15 protein-coding genes are annotated in these 16,890 nt (G+C 58.7%); 5 read left to right on the top strand and 10 right to left on the bottom strand.

Annotation, left to right across the window (positions count from 1 at the left end; genetic code table 11):
- Positions 1 to 13: 13 nt before the first annotated feature.
- The 3 genes from hemB to KVH01_RS16310 form a co-directional block, all read right to left on the bottom strand.
- A complete protein-coding gene (hemB, locus tag KVH01_RS16320) occupies positions 14 to 988 on the bottom strand; it encodes a porphobilinogen synthase (protein WP_217882088.1) in 975 nt (324 codons plus the stop codon).
- A gap of 117 nt (positions 989 to 1,105) precedes the next feature.
- Positions 1,106 to 1,948, bottom strand: coding sequence for a PhzF family phenazine biosynthesis protein (locus tag KVH01_RS16315; RefSeq protein ID WP_217882087.1), 843 nt, complete (start codon positions 1,946 to 1,948; stop codon positions 1,106 to 1,108).
- Positions 1,949 to 1,951: 3 nt separating this feature from the next.
- Entirely contained in the window at positions 1,952 to 2,650 is a 699-nt protein-coding gene (locus KVH01_RS16310; protein WP_217882086.1) for a glutathione S-transferase N-terminal domain-containing protein, read from the bottom strand.
- Positions 2,651 to 2,902: 252 nt separating this feature from the next.
- On the opposite strand from KVH01_RS16310, the gene KVH01_RS16305 reads away from it, so the two are divergent.
- Together KVH01_RS16305 and KVH01_RS16300 are read left to right on the top strand one after the other, a co-directional pair.
- Positions 2,903 to 3,604: a hypothetical protein gene (locus KVH01_RS16305; protein WP_043051804.1), complete on the top strand. Its 702-nt coding sequence runs from the start codon at positions 2,903 to 2,905 to the stop codon at positions 3,602 to 3,604.
- A gap of 58 nt (positions 3,605 to 3,662) precedes the next feature.
- Positions 3,663 to 4,718, top strand: a complete 1,056-nt coding sequence (locus KVH01_RS16300; protein ID WP_217882085.1) for a permease — start codon at positions 3,663 to 3,665, stop codon at positions 4,716 to 4,718.
- A 118-nt stretch (positions 4,719 to 4,836) separates the two neighbouring features.
- Here the strand turns inward: KVH01_RS16300 and mnmH are convergent, their stop codons facing one another.
- The 4 genes from mnmH to KVH01_RS16280 form a co-directional block, all read right to left on the bottom strand.
- A complete protein-coding gene (mnmH, locus tag KVH01_RS16295; RefSeq protein ID WP_217882084.1) occupies positions 4,837 to 5,937 on the bottom strand; it encodes a tRNA 2-selenouridine(34) synthase MnmH in 1,101 nt (366 codons plus the stop codon).
- Positions 5,937 to 6,971 carry a selenide, water dikinase SelD gene (gene selD, locus KVH01_RS16290; RefSeq protein ID WP_217882083.1) on the bottom strand — a complete coding sequence of 345 codons (1,035 nt, stop codon included), beginning with the start codon at positions 6,969 to 6,971 and terminating at the stop codon, positions 5,937 to 5,939. The genes mnmH and selD overlap by 1 nt, the downstream gene beginning before the upstream one ends.
- A gap of 93 nt (positions 6,972 to 7,064) precedes the next feature.
- Positions 7,065 to 7,814: a TerC family protein gene (locus KVH01_RS16285; RefSeq protein WP_034119028.1), complete on the bottom strand. Its 750-nt coding sequence runs from the start codon at positions 7,812 to 7,814 to the stop codon at positions 7,065 to 7,067.
- Between the two features lie 31 nt (positions 7,815 to 7,845).
- Positions 7,846 to 8,097 carry a hypothetical protein gene (locus KVH01_RS16280; protein ID WP_043051748.1) on the bottom strand — a complete coding sequence of 84 codons (252 nt, stop codon included), beginning with the start codon at positions 8,095 to 8,097 and terminating at the stop codon, positions 7,846 to 7,848.
- Between the two features lie 134 nt (positions 8,098 to 8,231).
- Here KVH01_RS16280 and nhaR point away from each other — a divergent pair, with 134 nt between their 5' ends.
- A complete protein-coding gene (nhaR, locus tag KVH01_RS16275) occupies positions 8,232 to 9,134 on the top strand; it encodes a transcriptional activator NhaR (RefSeq protein WP_034119026.1) in 903 nt (300 codons plus the stop codon).
- Positions 9,135 to 9,138: 4 nt separating this feature from the next.
- On the opposite strand, the gene KVH01_RS16270 is transcribed toward nhaR, so the two are convergent.
- On the bottom strand, positions 9,139 to 10,296 hold the full coding sequence (locus tag KVH01_RS16270; RefSeq protein ID WP_217882082.1) for an MFS transporter: 1,158 nt from the start codon (positions 10,294 to 10,296) through the stop codon (positions 9,139 to 9,141).
- A 241-nt stretch (positions 10,297 to 10,537) separates the two neighbouring features.
- On the opposite strand from KVH01_RS16270, the gene sstT reads away from it, so the two are divergent.
- Entirely contained in the window at positions 10,538 to 11,758 is a 1,221-nt protein-coding gene (gene sstT, locus KVH01_RS16265) for a serine/threonine transporter SstT (RefSeq protein WP_217882081.1), read from the top strand.
- A 65-nt stretch (positions 11,759 to 11,823) separates the two neighbouring features.
- Here the strand turns inward: sstT and KVH01_RS16260 are convergent, their stop codons facing one another.
- Positions 11,824 to 15,084: a hypothetical protein gene (locus tag KVH01_RS16260; protein ID WP_225924240.1), complete on the bottom strand. Its 3,261-nt coding sequence runs from the start codon at positions 15,082 to 15,084 to the stop codon at positions 11,824 to 11,826.
- Between the two features lie 183 nt (positions 15,085 to 15,267).
- Positions 15,268 to 15,777, bottom strand: a complete 510-nt coding sequence (locus KVH01_RS16255; RefSeq protein WP_217882080.1) for a DUF1993 domain-containing protein — start codon at positions 15,775 to 15,777, stop codon at positions 15,268 to 15,270.
- Between the two features lie 115 nt (positions 15,778 to 15,892).
- On the opposite strand from KVH01_RS16255, the gene KVH01_RS16250 reads away from it, so the two are divergent.
- Entirely contained in the window at positions 15,893 to 16,546 is a 654-nt protein-coding gene (locus KVH01_RS16250) for a YceH family protein (protein ID WP_217882079.1), read from the top strand.
- The last annotated feature ends 344 nt before the right edge of the window (positions 16,547 to 16,890 follow it).

The following is a 16,890-nucleotide window of genomic DNA, read 5'->3' as shown; positions in this document are numbered from 1 at the left end:
AGAAACGATGCCCTTAAATCCCCGACACCGCCAAATCCATCGCAAAGTACGTAAAAATCAAATCCGCCCCCGCCCGCTTGATCGACCCCAAGGTCTCGCGCACCACCCGGTCCTCATCAATCGCCCCGGCCTGTGCGCCAAACTTGATCATCGCGTACTCACCGCTCACCTGATACGCCGCGACCGGCAGGCGTGAAGCTTCGCGGATGTCGCGGATGATGTCGAGGTAGGCACCGGCTGGCTTGACCATCAGTGCGTCGGCGCCTTCCTGTTCGTCGAGCAGCGATTCGCGCACGGCTTCGCGGCGGTTCATCGGGTTCATCTGGTAGCTCTTGCGGTCGCCCTTGAGGGCGCTGCCACCGGCTTCGCGGAAGGGGCCGTAGAGAGCCGAGGCGAATTTGGTGGAGTAGGCCATGATCGGGATATGGGTGAAACCGGCGTCATCCAGGGCGCGACGGATGGCCTGGACCTGGCCGTCCATGGCGGCCGATGGGGCAATCACATCGGCACCGGCGCGGGCGGCGGCCACGGCTTGTTTGCCGAGGTTGACCAGGGTCGCGTCATTGTCCACATGAGCGCCGTGCATCACGCCGCAGTGGCCGTGGTCGGTGTATTCGCAGAAGCAGGTGTCGGACATCACGATCATCTCCGGCACCGCGTCCTTGATGATCGAGGACATGCGCGAAACCAGGCCATGTTCCTTCCAGGTGTCGCTGCCGCTGGCGTCCAGATGGTGGGACACGCCGAAGGTCATCACCGACTTGATGCCGGCACGGGCGTAACGCTCGATCTCGCCGGCCAGTTTCTTCTCAGGGATACGCAGCACACCCGGCATGCTGGTGATCGGCACGAAGTCGTCGATTTCTTCTTCGACGAAAATCGGCAGCACCAAATCGTTAAGGGTGAATTCGCTTTCCTGGAACAAGCCACGCAGCTCCGGGGAGCGGCGCAGGCGGCGTGGACGGGCTTGGGGGAACTGACTGGTCATGGCTTTCCTGAAAAAATGGCTGAAATCTTTGGGGCCAAAGCTTATGCCCCAAAGTCCCGGCAGCACAAATGCCAAGGGGCCAATAGTGTATTGCCGGGCACGTAACAATTCATTGATCTAAAGCTGTAAACGCCCTTCGATGCACACTGCCACGGCGCCGCCTACCCAGACTTCATCACCCTGGCGCTCGATATAAATACGCCCCGCCCGCCCCATGGCCGTGCCTTGGCTGACCACGTAACGGTCGGGCGCCAGGCCCTCGGCCAGCAGCCATTGCGCCACGCCGGCATTCAGGCTGCCAGTGGCCGGGTCTTCAGGTGCGCCGTCGCCAGCGACAAAGGCACGCACTTCAAAGTGTGCGTCCATTGCGTCACGTGCCGGGTCACAGGGGGCGATCACTCCCACTGCGAGATCCTGCAGTTGCGAATAGTCAGGTCGCAGGCCCAGCACCGCCTCACGATCAGCCAGCATCACCGCCAGCCAACCCGCCCCATTGTCGACCCACTGGCTGCGCACAATGGCCTCGGGCACCAGGCCCAAGGCCAGGCGCACGCGCTCCAATAACGGTGCCTCCAATGGCCCGGCACGCAACAACGGCGGTGCGATAAATGCCAACTCGTTACCTTGGCGGCGGATGCGCACCAGACCGATTTCGCACTCTTGGATAATCTCTTCCCCGCGCGGCACGCCGCCGGCTTGCAGCCACGCGTGACAACTGCCCAACGTGGGATGCCCGGCGAATGGCAGTTCCTTGAGGGTGGTGAAAATTCTTACTCGGTAGTCGGCACGCGGATCGCGGGGCGTCAGCAGAAAAGTGGTCTCACTGAGATTGGTCCAGTTGGCGAAGTCGGCCATTTGCTGGTCGGTAAGGCTGTCAGCGCCGAGCACCACGGCCAGTGGGTTGCCCTTGAGGGCCACGGTGCTGAAGACGTCCAGTTGTTTGAAATCGAAAGTCGGCATGCTTCAGCTCGGAATGTTCAGGCCACGGATCACTGCTGGACGTGCGACAAAGCCGTCCAGCGCGCGCAGTACGTTAGGGAAATCGGCGATGCCCACCAGGTCGCCGGACTCATAGAAGCCTATCAGGTTGCGGATCCAGGGGAAGGTGGCGATGTCGGCGATGCTGTAGTCGTCCCCCATGACCCAGGTGCGGCCCAGCAGCCGTTTTTCCAATACTTGCAGCAGACGCCGCGATTCGGCGGCGTAGCGGTCACGCGGACGCTTGTCTTCATAGGCCTTGCCGGCAAACTTGTTGAAGAACCCCAGCTGGCCGAACATCGGGCCGACCCCGGCCATCTGGAACATCAGCCATTGCAGGGTTTCATAGCGGGTGGCTGGGTCTTCGGACAGCAACTGGCTGGTTTTTTCCGCCAGGTAGATCAAGATCGCACCGGACTCGAACAACGCCAACGGCTGACCGCTCGGGCCGTTGGGATCGATGATCGCGGGGATCTTGTTGTTGGGGTTAAGGGACAGGAACTCGGGGGACATCTGGTCCTGGGTGTCGAAACTGACCTTATGCGCTTCATAGGGCAGACCCAGCTCTTCGAGCATGATCGACACTTTGACGCCGTTGGGCGTGGGCAATGAATATAGCTGCAAACGCTCCGGATGCTGGGCGGGCCATTTGCTGTTGATCGGGAAAGCGGCAAGTGCGTTCATCGAAGACCCCCTGGACGGAAAAAGCCTCATGATAGTCATCCACCCGTTGTCGTGCATGGGTCATCGTTGCGCAACATTCCCCGGTTAGTATCCAGAGTGGCGAACCAAAGCGCCTGAATACACTCTTAAGTGCTCCCGAAGGGTAAATGGAGGCACCTTGCTATATCGACAGGGAACACCGCAGGACGCTTAAGGCGTCGCTGGGGCCGGGCTTGTCCGCCTTAACCCGACGCATGAAGACTCGAACCTATAATGAAGATCAAGCCTCTGCGCCTTGTGCAACGACTCAAACGTTATTCATACATGATGTTGCCGCTTGTACTGGTCAGCGCGGCCATTGTCACCGCCCTTGATGCCCGTGAAAGCCGTGCGCAACCCGTGGACGGCGTGCAAACCCTGGTATTCCTGCGCCACGGCGAAAAACCGGCCGGTGGCCTGGGCCAACTAAACTGCCAGGGCCTGAACCGCGCCATGAACCTGGCCACGGTACTGCCGGAAAAGTTCGGCAAGGCCAACTACGTGTTTGCCGCTAACCCGACACGCAATGTCGAGGAAGGTGAACTGGACAATTCCTACAGCTACATTCGCCCACTGATTACCATCAGCCCCAGCGCGATCAAGCTTGGCCTGCCGGTGAACATCGAGTTTTCAGCGAATGACACCAGTGCCCTGGCCGAAGAACTGGTCGAGGACAAATACCGCAACGCGACGATCTACACGGCCTGGTCCCATGGTTACTTGCCGGAACTGATCAACAAAGTCGCCAGCGAAGCGGCCGGCGAAAAGCACACCATCACCGACGACTGGTCCGGCAATGACTATGACTCGCTGTATGTACTGACACTGACCTGGCACAACGGTAAGGCCTCGCTGCTCAGCCGCAACTATAAGCAGGGCCTGAATAACGGCGAGGAAAGCTGTCCGGACCCGACCCAGGTCAGTGCAGATATCTGAAGCTTGAGCCGCAGGGGCGTATGATGCCCGGCTATTGACTCACCTGCGGATCATCTCCATGTCCAACCTCGCTTCCACCCAGCCCCGCCGGGGCTGGTCGTTCTGGTGGAAACCAGCGCTGTTTCTCCTGGTGGCCTGCATCGGCCTCTACTACGTTAAATGGTCGCCCTACTACCTCAAGGCGTTTGCAGCAGCCGACAACCACAGCATCGGTGCCTCGATTCTCAATGACCAGCAAAGCTCGCCCGTGGCGGCGGCATTGGCCTATGCCCAGGTGTATTTCCTGGCGATCTGGAAAGCCGCCGTACTGGCGGTGATCCTCGGTTCGTTGCTGCAGGTGCTAATCCCCCGAGACTGGCTGCTGCGCCTGTTTGGCCGCGCCGGCCTGGGCTCGACCCTGCGCGGCGGGCTGTTCGCCCTGCCGGGGATGATGTGCAGTTGCTGTGCAGCCCCGGTGGCGGCAGGCATGCGTCGCCAGCAAGTGTCGGTCGGCGCGGCGCTGGCATTCTGGATTGCCAACCCGGTGTTGAACCCGGCGACCCTGGTGTTCATGGGTTTTGTATTGGGCTGGGACTTCACCGCGCTGCGGCTGGTGGCGGGGGTTGTGCTGGTGGTCGGGGTGTCTCTGGTGGCGCAACGTATTGCGCGCCCAGAGCAGGTACCGGAGGCGGCACTGGAAGCCGTCGCCGAAGTCAGTACCGTGGAATCGCAACCGTTCCTGGTGCGCTGGCTGCGTACCCTATGGCAGTTGTTCTGGAGCACCATCCCGGTGTACATCCTGGCGGTGCTGATCCTCGGCGCAGCACGGGTGTGGCTGTTCCCTCACGTGGACGGGGCGATGACCGACAGCCTGGTATGGCTGGTGCCGCTGGCAATTGTCGGCACACTGTTCGTGATTCCTACGGCGGCAGAAATTCCCATCGTACAAACCATGATGACCCTGGGCATGGGCACCGGCCCGGCCGTGGCGTTGCTGATGACCCTGCCAAGCGTGAGCCTGCCGTCGCTGTTGATGCTGCGCAAGGATTTCGATGCGCGGGTGCTGGTGACGGTGGCCGGGTTGACCATGCTGGTGGGGGTGGTGTGTGGGTTGATTGGGGCGGTGATTCTTTAGGGAGGCGCTGAGGCTGAGTGCCCTATCGGGGGCAAGCCCCCTCCCACATTTTGACCGTGTTCACCAATCAACATGTGGGAACGGGCTTGCTCGCGAAGAGACCCTTGAAATTCATTTATCAACCTCGTCGTCCGCTGCGCTCACGCAAATACTCCACCACTGCTGCCTGCTCGCCGACGAACTCGATCCGTGCGCCTTTCTTTTCACGCTGGAACGCGTACATCGGGTCGTAGTATTCGCGCAGCCCGGCAATCCAACCCCGATGCAAATCCACGCTTCCACTTCGGGCCTGCTCGATCAAAGCCTCTTGCATCAGCAGCTGCAAACGCTGAAAGCGCTCCCCGCCCAAACGTTTGTGGATGTTTGCCAGACTCTGGGTCAGACGCTCAGCGAACAGCTCGAAGCCCGACTCGCCAAACGCTGCATTGAACTCTGCATACAGTTCGATGACATATTCGCGCAACACACGCTCCACACGGTTTTCCAGGCTTTCTTCCAGCCACACCATCGGATAAGTCTGCATGCCCCGGTGTAAATTCAGCGGCAAGGCGCAACTACCAATCATGCGGCTTTCATCTTCAAGCAAAAACTGCTCAATACCTTGCGCGCGCTTTTTTAAAACGTCCACCGCGAGGCGGTTCTCAAAGTCGATGGTAGACGGCTGGCCCGTAGCACGCTTGCCAAAACTGGAGCCCCGGTGATTGGCATAACCTTCCAAGTCCAAACCATTGTTCAACTGATTGATAACTTCAGTTTTGCCACTGCCGGTCAGCCCCCCCAATAAGACGAAGTCGCACTGCTCAACGGCCTGATCCACCGTCTCCAGCAGAAACGTGCGCATAGCCTTATAACCACCACTGACCCGGGGATAATCGATACCCGACTCATCCTTCAACACCTGCTGGACTAGCTGCGAGCGCAAACCGCCACGGAAGCAATACAGGTAACCGTGGGGATTGGCCTTGGCAAATGCGGTCCAACGCGCCAGCCGCTCTTCAAGAGTCGCGCCACTGACCAACTGATGCCCAAGGCTAATCGCCGCTTGCTGGCCCTGCTGCTTGTAACAGGTGCCGACCCGCTGACGCTCATCATCGTTCATCAGCGGCAGGTTAAGCACCCCTGGGAAGGCACCCTTGTTGAACTCGACCGGTGCGCGGGTATCCATCATGGGCCGGTCGTTGAGGAAGATGTCGCGGTAATCGGTGATGTCAGCCGCCATCAAACCACCTCTACCGCGTTGCTCTGTCGCTCAAACAATTCGCCGATAGGCTCAAGGGCCAGGCCGAGCTCGGCCGCCACCGCGTGGAACTCGGCGTCGCCTTCTGGAGTGACAGCGATCAGCAGGCCGCCGCTGGTCTGCGGGTCGCACAGCACGCGCTTGTGCAACTCCTGCACACGGCCGAGCTTGCTGGCGTAGCTGTCGAAATTGCGCAAGGTGCCGCCCGGGACGCAACCTTGGTCCAGGTAGTACTCAACCCCCGGCAGGCGTGGGACTTTTGCATATTCAATGCGGGCCGTCAGGCCGCTACCGTCGGCCATTTCCACCAAGTGGCCAAGCAAACCGAAACCGGTGACATCGGTCATGGCCATCACACCCGCCAACTTGCCAAAGCGGCTGCCGGGTTTGTTGAGGGTGCACATCCAGTCACGGGCCAGGCCGATATCGGCCTCGCGCAACTTGCCCTTCTTTTCGGCGGTGGTGAGGATGCCGATGCCCAAGGGTTTGGTCAGGTACAGGCGGCAGCCGGCAGTGGCGGTGTCGTTCCGCTTCATATGGCGCTTTTGCACGATGCCGGTCACGGCCAGTCCGAAGATCGGTTCCGGCGCATCGATCGAATGCCCACCCGCCAACGGAATGCCTGCAGCGTCGCATACAGTACGACCACCACGGATTACTTCGCGGGCAATTTCCGGCGCCAGCACATTGACCGGCCAGCCGAGAATGGCGATGGCCATCAAGGGGTCGCCGCCCATGGCGTAGATGTCGCTGATGGCATTGGTGGCGGCGATGCGGCCGAAATCGAAGGGGTCATCGACGATCGGCATGAAAAAATCGGTGGTGGAGACCACGCCGCGCTCGTCGTCGATGGCGTATACCGCCGCGTCATCGCGTGAGGCGTTGCCCACCCAGAGGTTGGGATCGAGGTTTTGTGCGCCGCTGCCGGCCAGAATCACTTCCAACACCTGGGGCGAGATCTTGCAACCGCAACCCGCACCATGGCTGTACTGCGTAAGTCGAATCTGCTCGCTCATGGAAAACCTCTTACTATCGTGTAGGTGAATTCTACCAGATAGCCAAAAGCCAACCGCGCTCTAATGAACGCGGCTGGCTTTTGAGGTCAAGCGTTACTGCCGGGCAGCAAGCAATCGTGCGTGCCGGTTACGCCGGGCGATGTTCAGGCATTCGATCGCCGCCGAGAACGCCATGGCCGCATACACGTAGCCTTTAGGTACATGGGCGCCGAAGCCTTCAGCGATCAGGGTCATACCGATCATGATCAGGAAGCCCAGGGCCAACATCACCACCGTCGGGTTGTTATTGATGAACTTGGCCAAAGGTTCGGCCGCCACCAGCATCACGATCACCGAGACCACCACGGCAATGATCATGATCGGCAAGTGCTCGGTCATGCCCACGGCAGTAATGATGCTGTCGATGGAGAACACCAGGTCGAGCATCAGGATCTGGCCGATGGCCGCGGCAAAACCGATGGTCACACCGTTGCTGACGGTGGCCTTTTCTTCGGGTTCCGGGTCCATGCTGTGATGGATCTCGGTGGTCGCCTTCCAGACCAGGAACAGGCCACCGGCGATCAGAATCATGTCTTTCCACGAAAACGCCTGGCCGAACACTTCGAATACCGGCGCCGTCAACTGCACGATGAAGGCGATGGTGCTCAACAGGCCCAGGCGCAGGATCAACGCCATGCTGATACCGATGCGTCGCGCCTTGGCCCGATGCTTCTCGGGCAATTTGTTGGTGAGAATCGAGATGAAGATCAGGTTATCGATGCCCAGCACGATTTCCATGACGATCAAGGTGGCCAGGGCCACCCAGGCGGTGGGGCTGGCGGCCAGTTGTAAAAGGTAATCCATAGGTCAGTCCTGACGTGGTGGTGCTGGAAAATTAGGTTTCTTTTGTGTCGGATTCAGCGTTGTTTTCGGCGTCTTTTTCCTGCTTCTCAGGACTGATCAAGCCCTGGGTCGCTTCGCTCAATGCCTGTTCGGCGGCCTTGTGGGTGTCGTCGATGGCCTGCTTGGCCGATTCGGTGGCTTTGCCCAACACCTGTTGCGCGCTTTTCTCGACCTGATCACAGCCACTGATCATTACCAATGAAAGCGCAAGCACCGACGCCGCGCCCAGGGAATTGAGTTTCATGCTGTATTCCTCGTTAGAACCATTGGGTCCAAATAGTGGCCCCGCGATAGCGAGGCATTCTATGCAGGCAAACAGTTCAGGAAAATTCGTATTTTTCTCGCGTATACTTCGGTTTTCACGAAGTGTAGACCGTCATGCTCAATTATCGACAGCTGCATTACTTCTGGGTGGTGGCCAAGACCGGCAGCATCGTGCGCGCCTGCGAGCAACTGAACCTCACGCCCCAGACCATCAGCGGGCAGATCAGCCTGCTGGAACAGACCTTCGGCATTGCGCTGTTCCAGCGTGTAGGGCGCCAGCTTGAGTTGACCGAAGCCGGGCGCCAGGCCCTGCCCTACGCCGAGCAGATGTTCCAGACCGGCAATGAACTGGAGGCGATGCTGCGAGCCCAGCCCGATGAACAACAGATTCCGTTCCGGGTCGGGGTGGCGGATGTGGTACCCAAGTCCATTGTCTACCGGTTGATCGCACCGACCATGGAGCTGAGCGAACCGATCCGCATCACCTGCCGTGAAGATAAACTGGAACGTTTATTGGCCGACCTGGCGATCCAGCGCCTGGACCTGGTGATTTCCGACAGCCCCATGCCCACGCACCTGGACATCAAGGGCTACAGCCAGAAGCTGGGGGAATGCGGTATCAGTTTTTTCGCCACCCAGGCGTTGGCTGACCAATATGGCGGTGATTTCCCACAGTGTTTGCAGGGCGCGCCGCTATTGATTCCCGGTGCGGAGACAGTGGTGCGCAGCCGCTTGCAGCGCTGGTTTGCCGAGCAGCAGATTCAGCCCCGGATCATCGGTGAGTTCGACGACAGTGCGCTGATGCAGGCGTTCGGGCAATCCGGCAGCGGGATCTTCATTGCCCCCAGCGTGATCGCCGACGAAGTGGTACGCCAATACGGCGTAGCCCTGATCGGCCAGACCGATGCAGTGACCGAGTCGTTCTATGCGATCTCGGTAGAGCGCAAGGTCAAGCACCCTGGCATCGTGGCGATTACCGAAGGTGCCCGACGGGAGTTGTTTACCGCCCTGCCTTGACCCCTCAGGTGCTGGGAGCGACCGATTGCTTGGCCGTCATCAGCCACAGTGCCAGCAGGATCGACACCAGGATGAAGCCCGAAGCGGCAAACCCCAGACTGCCCAGGCCCAGGGTATCGATGACATGCCCACCGACCATCGCGCCCAGGCCAATGCCGAGGTTGGCCCCGGCGATATTCAGCGATGCGGCGAACGCCGGCGCCTGGGGCGCAGCCTTCATCAGCCGCACATGGCTGACCAGGAACATCGCCGCCTGGGTCACGCCCCACACCGCCATCGCCGCCGCCAGGCCGATGGTCGAGTGAATCGCTGGCACCACTGCCACCATGCCCGCGATCATGAACCCGCAGAACACCATGGATGCGATCAACGGGTGACGATCCACGGCGCGCCCGCCCAGGGAGTTGCCGATCAGCCCGACTGCGCCAAAGCCCATCAGGCACCAACCCACCAGCGTACCGTCGAACCCGGCCAGACGTTCAAGGATGTCTGCCAGGTAGGTGTAAGCGGTGAACATGCCGCTGAACACCAGGATCGACAGCAGGATATGCCCTTGCATCACCGGGCTGCGCAGGATCTTGAATTGTGAGCGCAAGGTGACCTGCTCGTTCTTCGCCCGGGTAACCGGCAAATATATAAACAGCAGCAACGCCTTGGCCAGGGCAATTACCGCGAGCACGGCGAACGCACTGCGCCAGCCGAACATATCGGAAATCAGCGTACCCACCGGAATGCCGAACACCGTGGCGCAGACGATGCCGAAGCCGATTTTTTCAATCGCACGCCCGGCGAACTCCGGGCCGACGATATCCACCGCCGTTTCGCTGGCCAGGGCCCAGAACACCGGCAGCCCCAAGGCAGGAATCAAACGGGCCAGGGACATTATCCAGATATCGGGCGCCAATGCCGCCACGGTATTGGCCACCGCGAACATGATCAGGATGCTGATAAACAGGCGCTTGCGCTGGAATCGTGCGCAGTACGCGGTCAGAAAGGGACCGAACGCCGCCACGGTAAATGCAAACAGCGTCACCAGCAGCCCAGCCTGGGACACACTGACATTCAGGTCCCGGGCGATCGACGGCAACAGGCCGACGATGACGAATTCTGTGGTCAGCACGGTAAAACCGGCAGCCGACAGCAGCAGGATAGGGAACAACATGAAAACTCCAGAAACGACAACATCAACGACAGCCCTGGGGGCCCGCTGACGGAGAGGAAAGATGAGAGGGGTGAATATTAACAGGATATGTCCGGGTTTGGCCAAGCCCGACGGACGCGGGTGACGGAATGCCGCAGCGAACGAGACGCTTCGTACAGCATGTTAGACTTCGCGCCTACTTCCTACAGTACTTTCTGCCTGCAATGCTGTACCCAACTAAAAAAACTAGAGACAACTCTTTATGACTGCTGCCCCTTCCCTGTTGCAACGTCTAATGCGCGTCAGCCTGGTCACCCAAATCGTCATCGGCCTGATCGCCGGGATCGTGCTGGCCTTGCTGTTTCCCGAGGCTGCCCGCGCCACCGGTTTTATTGGCAAGGTGTTTGTCACAGCACTGAAAGCGGTCGCACCGATCCTGGTGTTTGTGCTGGTGATGGCCTCGATCGCCAATCATAAACACGGCCAGGAAACCCATATCCGCCCGATCCTGTTCCTGTATCTGCTCGGTACCTTCGCTGCTGCCGTGGTTGCCGTGTTGGCCAGCACCCTGTTCCCCTCCTCCCTGGTCCTCGCCCCCCATGACGCCACCGTGAGCGCTCCCGGCGGTATTGGCGAAGTGTTGCAAAGCCTGCTGCTCAGCGTGGTGGATAACCCGATCAGCGCGCTGATGAACGCCAATTTCATCGGCATCCTGGCCTGGGCCATCGGCATGGGCATCGCCATTCGTCATGCCGGCGAAACCACCCGCACGGTATTGGACGACCTGTCCAACGGCGTGACCCTGATTGTGCGCGTGGTGATCCGCTTCGCCCCGCTGGGCATCTTTGGCCTGGTGGCCTCGACCCTGGCCACTTCCGGCTTTGGCGCCCTGCTCGGCTATGCCCATCTGCTGGTGGTGCTGATCGGCTGCATGCTATTCGTGGCGCTGGTGATCAACCCTGCCATCGTGTTCTGGAAGCTACGCCGCAACCCTTACCCGTTGGTGCTGATGTGCCTGCGTGAAAGCGGCATCACCGCATTTTTCACCCGCAGTTCGGCGGCGAACATTCCGGTCAACCTGGCGCTGAGCAAACGCCTGGGCCTGCATGAAGACACCTACTCGGTATCAATCCCACTCGGCGCCACCATCAATATGGCCGGTGCCGCGATCACTATCACCGTACTGACCCTGGCGGCCGTGCACACCCTCGGGATCGCCGTGGACCTGCCGACCGCCGTGCTGCTCAGCGTGGTTGCCGCGGTGTGTGCCTGCGGTGCATCGGGGGTGGCGGGTGGTTCGCTGCTGCTGATTCCACTGGCGTGCAGCCTGTTCGGCATTCCAAGTGAAATCGCCATGCAGGTAGTGGCCGTCGGTTTCATCATCGGTGTACTGCAGGACTCGGCTGAAACTGCACTCAACTCGTCGACCGATGTGCTGTTTACTGCGGCGGCGTGTCTGGGCAAGGAAGAACGAACGGCCTGAATGAGCAAAACAAAGCCCGGGCCATTCGCTCGGGCACTTTCTACGATAGCTGAATCTTTAGCGGGTCAAGACGACGAATTGTCGGCGGTGAAGCCCTCTAGAGGCACTCCATATTTTTCGTTTGTTCTCGGATTGAATCGGTACCACTTGCCCGTAATATCATCTAACTGAGCCGAGACCTTCGCCGTATCGGCGCCCAGGGAAGTGCCCACCACCACATCTTTGGGCTTATGTTGATATACCCTGTTTACACTGCGATTAGCCGAGATGGCCTTCCAACCAAGGCTGCCTTTGCCCACCACCGAAGAGAACGTTGACAGCCCTCTGGTGCCGATGGCCGCGCCCCCTGCAAACGGGTTGGCGGCACTGATAAATGCGCGCCCCAACCTGCCGGCTACGCCGCCACGCCCTAGTTGCCCGCCTACCTTCGCTATCTTCGAAATTTTGCCGACGGCGCCTGCACCCGCGACAACAAAACCAAATATGTCAAATGCAAGGAAAGTAAGCCCTTCACCAATCCTCCCCTGTTGAAAGCTATGGATCGCCGACGCTCCCGGTATCATCGCACGGGTCACGGCCTGTATTTTTTCGAACTCAGTCACTTCAGTATCAAAGGTGGTGACACCTCTGGCTGCACTCACCACCTTTTCTCGCTCCTCAGCCCTGAAAAAATGGCGTGTGACGGTATCGGCCAGGTGCTGTGTCCGCTGTGAGGTGAAGCCTTGTATAGGGGATGAAGGCTGAGGCTTTGGTTCTCGCTCTTTACTTTCTTTCGAGTCACGAGCGCTTATTTCAGTAATTTTGCCGTTCGTTCTGGATCTGACCTTTCGTTTATTCGTCGCAACGGGGGTCCACCCCCCTTGTAGCCCCACCTTCACCCCGTCAGTTAGATCTGCTCGATGTCGCAACACCCCGGCCCTGGGATTGACCTCATAAATTCGCCTCTTGCCTTTATGCAGGGACTCGACAAACGCAGAGGTACTTGTAACTTCCTCGGATGTCGAAACGTCGTATTGAATCCTATAGCCTGCCGAGGTAATGGTCTGAGTGACGCTCTCTTCTCCATAGATTTTCAACTGCCCCAACTGCAGGGCTTCCTGATCTTCCTGAGGCAGCTGTGATACGAGGTGTTTGACCGTCACGCTCATGGCGCCTTCAAGCCCGTCGTAATAACCAGTAACGTGCTTTTCAAACAGTTCATTTATCGGAGGAATAAATTTCAACTCGTGATGTATTTTTTCAATAGGTACGGCTGGATCATTGGAAAACCACAGTGCATGCTGCTGCGGTTGCAAATAGATATCCAGTATCGAGTAGGGACCTAATAAGTCTCGGTCTTTTATCGTCGGATAGATTGTTTTTTTCTCAAAATCTATCACCCCGTACTCTTTTTCGGGGAATCGCTCCGTCAACACATTGAGCGCCAGTTCCCTGCGTTTTAATAAAGTCTGGCGTTGTGCTTCTGAAGCGTCTGTCAAGGCATCGAAGCGTTCAACGGCGAGGGCATTGGCACGTTCAATTTCTTGATCGGTGTAATTATTGTCCGCCCGCTTTTCAATGGCGCCATCCGCCACGGCCCAATGAATCACCCCCTCCCGACCCGCCAGTGCCTCCACTTGTTTTTCAGCGGTGGTAATGGGGCGAAGATCGGCTGCCAGCAACTGCTCATAAGTTCGCGTCGCCGCCAGGCCCGGAGTGCGTATCTCGGCTTTGGCAACGATGGACTTCAAGCTGATCCAGGCCGGTGAGCCATAAGTCACATTGTCCGGAACGCCTTTTACCAGTAATTCCGGTGCGTGGTGCGACAACAACAGATAGGCGGCGACCGGGGCGTTGTGCCCGTATGACTTGCGCAGATGCTCGGTTAGCCCATCAAGGACAATAGACAGCGGTTTGCCCCAGTTCTCGCGCGCCGACAGGTCATATCCAGCCACCTTGTTCTTTTCGCTTGGGTTGCTCACTGCATCCTGATTGAGGCCTACGTGAAGAGCCGACAGTATCCAATCCTCCGTACTGCCCGTGCCTTCGAACTGACTGCGTAACGCTTTGCCCAAGGCTTGCGCAGCGGGGCTTTGCAAAAGCGTGAGGATCGCTTGCCGGGGATCCTTGAGCTCCTCGGCAGACCACATGATGGTCTGCGTCAGATAGCCAAAGGCGTTCTGGCTCAGTGTCAAGGGGTCAAACTCAGGCAATTTCATCGAGTTATAGGCAACGGCATCGTAGATGGCCTGCTGTTGCTGTGTATCGAGCGGAGTGGGCCACGATAAGCCTCCTCCCAGATCACCATACAGTTGCCGATACTCGACGGGGCGTGACACCTCATCAAGCATGTTCTTGAGTTGGGCTTTATCAAGCGGGTGATCCCAACCATTGCCCGTCATGAACTGCAAGAGGTTCACCTGCCGACCGGCCATTGGCTGGTTATCCAGATGAAAACCAGAGTCGGGATCAAGCTTGATTTGTTGCGATTGCAGGTAGGCTTGCAAGCCAGCATCGCGATCATAAGCTGGCGGGCGAGGTAACAGGCGGTGATTGTAGGCATGCAATGACGCTTGATTATCCAGATAGTCATCTGCCCACACAAACGCCGCGGCTAGAGCACGACTGAAAACCTGCAGGTCGCGATTATTGGCGAGTTGTTGTTTTTGCACCAACAGCATCTCTTCAGTGCGGGCCTGGCCAACACCCGTGGTGGCAAAAGTGCTTCTGCCTTGTAACTCTCGGGCACGCTGTCGATCTTCGCTGGAGTCGTCATGAATCGTTTCGCCATAGAACTGAGCGACCAGCTTGAGCGGCGCGCTCTCGGTATGCAGGGCAGTCCAGGTAATGCCATCCGGCGAATAGGCGTTAACCGCTGCCAGAATCGGTGGCGCGAAAGTTGCCCAGGGAGAGTTATCTTTTAACGTAAACAGCGTACGACGCGCGTTTTTCGCGACACTCAAGGCTCCGTTAGAAGTTATGCAGAGAGTGGCAGGATCATAACCGCTGGCTTTAAGCCATGTTAAAAATTCCGGGTCAGCCAGAACACTACGCAACTGTGTTCGCCACTGACCAAAAGAGGATGCGTCCGGGACTTTCGCAATGACCGTGTCTTCATCGCGGGTTCGCGACGCTAAGGCTACTGAATAGCTGGCGACCAGTTCGCTGTTACCTTGCTCACGCGGAGAAACGTGAGGAGATACTTGATTATCTTGCACCTCGCGCCGGCTTCGAATAGTCGCCACGGATGGATGGGAAGTTAACTCTCGAGTTTCAGACGTATTTTGCGTTGCGTCAAAATGAACATTACTGGGGGGCGCAGCCGGCACGACGAAAGATAAATTCATATCGTTTGTAGTCTCCAGTGAATTCTAGAAAGTTATATAAACACTCCTAAGTGAGAACTGCCTGAATATTAGTTGCATCTAACAGTGTAACGAAGCATGAGATGATCATTAAAAAAACCACGCATAAAAAAACCCAGGACTGTTTATTCAGGAACAGCCCTGGGTTTCTTTTAAACCCTGAGTTTAGAAAGCGCCCATGTAATCGCGCTTGCCCACGTCCACACCGTTATGACGCAACAAGGCGTAAGCGGTGGTGACGTGGAAGAAGAACTGCGGCAGGCCGTAGGTCAACAGGTAGGACTGGCCGCTGAAGCGCTTCTCCTTCGGCGTGCCTGGGCGGGTGACGATCTCGATACCTTCCTTGCCGTCGATCTGCTCGGGTTTGATGGTGTCGACAAACGCCAGGACCTTGGCGATCAGCGCTTGCAGGTCGGCGAAGGTCACTTCGCTGTCTTCATATTTGGGTACTTCGATCTCGGCCAGGCGGGCGGAAACGCCCTTGGCGAAGTCGACAGCGATCTGCACCTGGCGCACCAGTTGGAACATGTCAGGGAACAGACGCGCTTGCAGCAAGGCGTTCGGCTCGATGTTCCTGGCGGCGGCGTGGGCTTCGGCCTTGGTCAACACACCGCTCAGGGCAGTGAGCATTTGCTTGAAGACTGGGATAGAAGCGGCGTACAGGGAAATAGTCATGGCTGTCTCTGGTAATGGCGGGGTTTGAACCAGCGGCGATTATAGCCATGCCCGGCGCTTGTCTTTTATTTTTTGAGGATTACGCTGGTGACCTTCACTGCATAGGGAAAGCGCGATGACCGCCGAGCACCACACCGACACCCCTGAGCCGCGCCTGAACAGCACGGAAATCCGCGTCCTGGGCTGCCTGATCGAGAAACAGGCCACCAACCCGGAAACCTACCCCCTGACCCTCAACGCCCTGGTGCTGGCCTGCAACCAGAAGACCAGCCGCGAGCCGGTGATGAACCTCAGCCAAGGCCAGGTCGGCCAGAGCCTGCGCGCGCTGGAAGGCCAAGGCTTTACCCGCCTGGTGATGGGCAGCCGCGCCGACCGCTGGGAACACCGTGTGGACAAGGCCCTGGAACTGGTGCCGGCCCAGGTGATCTTGACCGGGCTATTGTTCCTGCGCGGGCCGCAGACGGTCAATGAGCTGCTGACCCGCAGCGGGCGCATGCATGATTTCGAGGATGCCGAGCAGGTCGTGCATCAGCTGGAACGCCTGATTGCGCGTGGGTTGGCGTTGCTGGTACCGCGTCAGGCGGGGCAGCGGGAAGACCGGTATACCCATGCATTGGGGGACCCGGCGGATATCGAGGCGATACTCACGGCGCGGGGCAGTCCGGTGGAGCGTGGGCCTGGCAGCTCAGTCCCCTTGGAACGTATCGAAGAACTGGAAGCCCGGATTGCAGCGTTGGAAGAACGCCTGGCACAGCTGGAACAGGCCTGACACAGTAAAAAATGAGAGAGGGGCGGTGCGACGATTCGGCTTGCCCCCGATGAGCATGGGTATCTACACAACTGTGCAGCCAGAAACCACGATGCGCAGCGAGTCGCTCTTGATCTTGATCTGCTTTTGATCTCAGGCGCCCCGTTAAACCACGCTGGCCGGAATTCGACAGGGATTTGGGGGGTAAACCGGCAGGGATGCCGGTTTAGCCGCCCCGCGCCATGGATGGCGCGTGGCGGCGGCCCCCAAATCCATGGCGGATTACGGGCACACCGAGCCTGGGCGAGGTGCCGAGTGGTGGGGCGAGGACCTTTTGCTTACTTTTGGCTGGGCCGGCATTCCGG

This window comes from Pseudomonas khavaziana, from assembly GCF_019145205.1.
GTDB lineage: Bacteria > Pseudomonadota > Gammaproteobacteria > Pseudomonadales > Pseudomonadaceae > Aquipseudomonas > Aquipseudomonas khavaziana.
The sequence above is the reverse complement of the archived record's forward strand: the minus strand, read 5'-3'. Positions and strand labels throughout refer to the sequence as shown.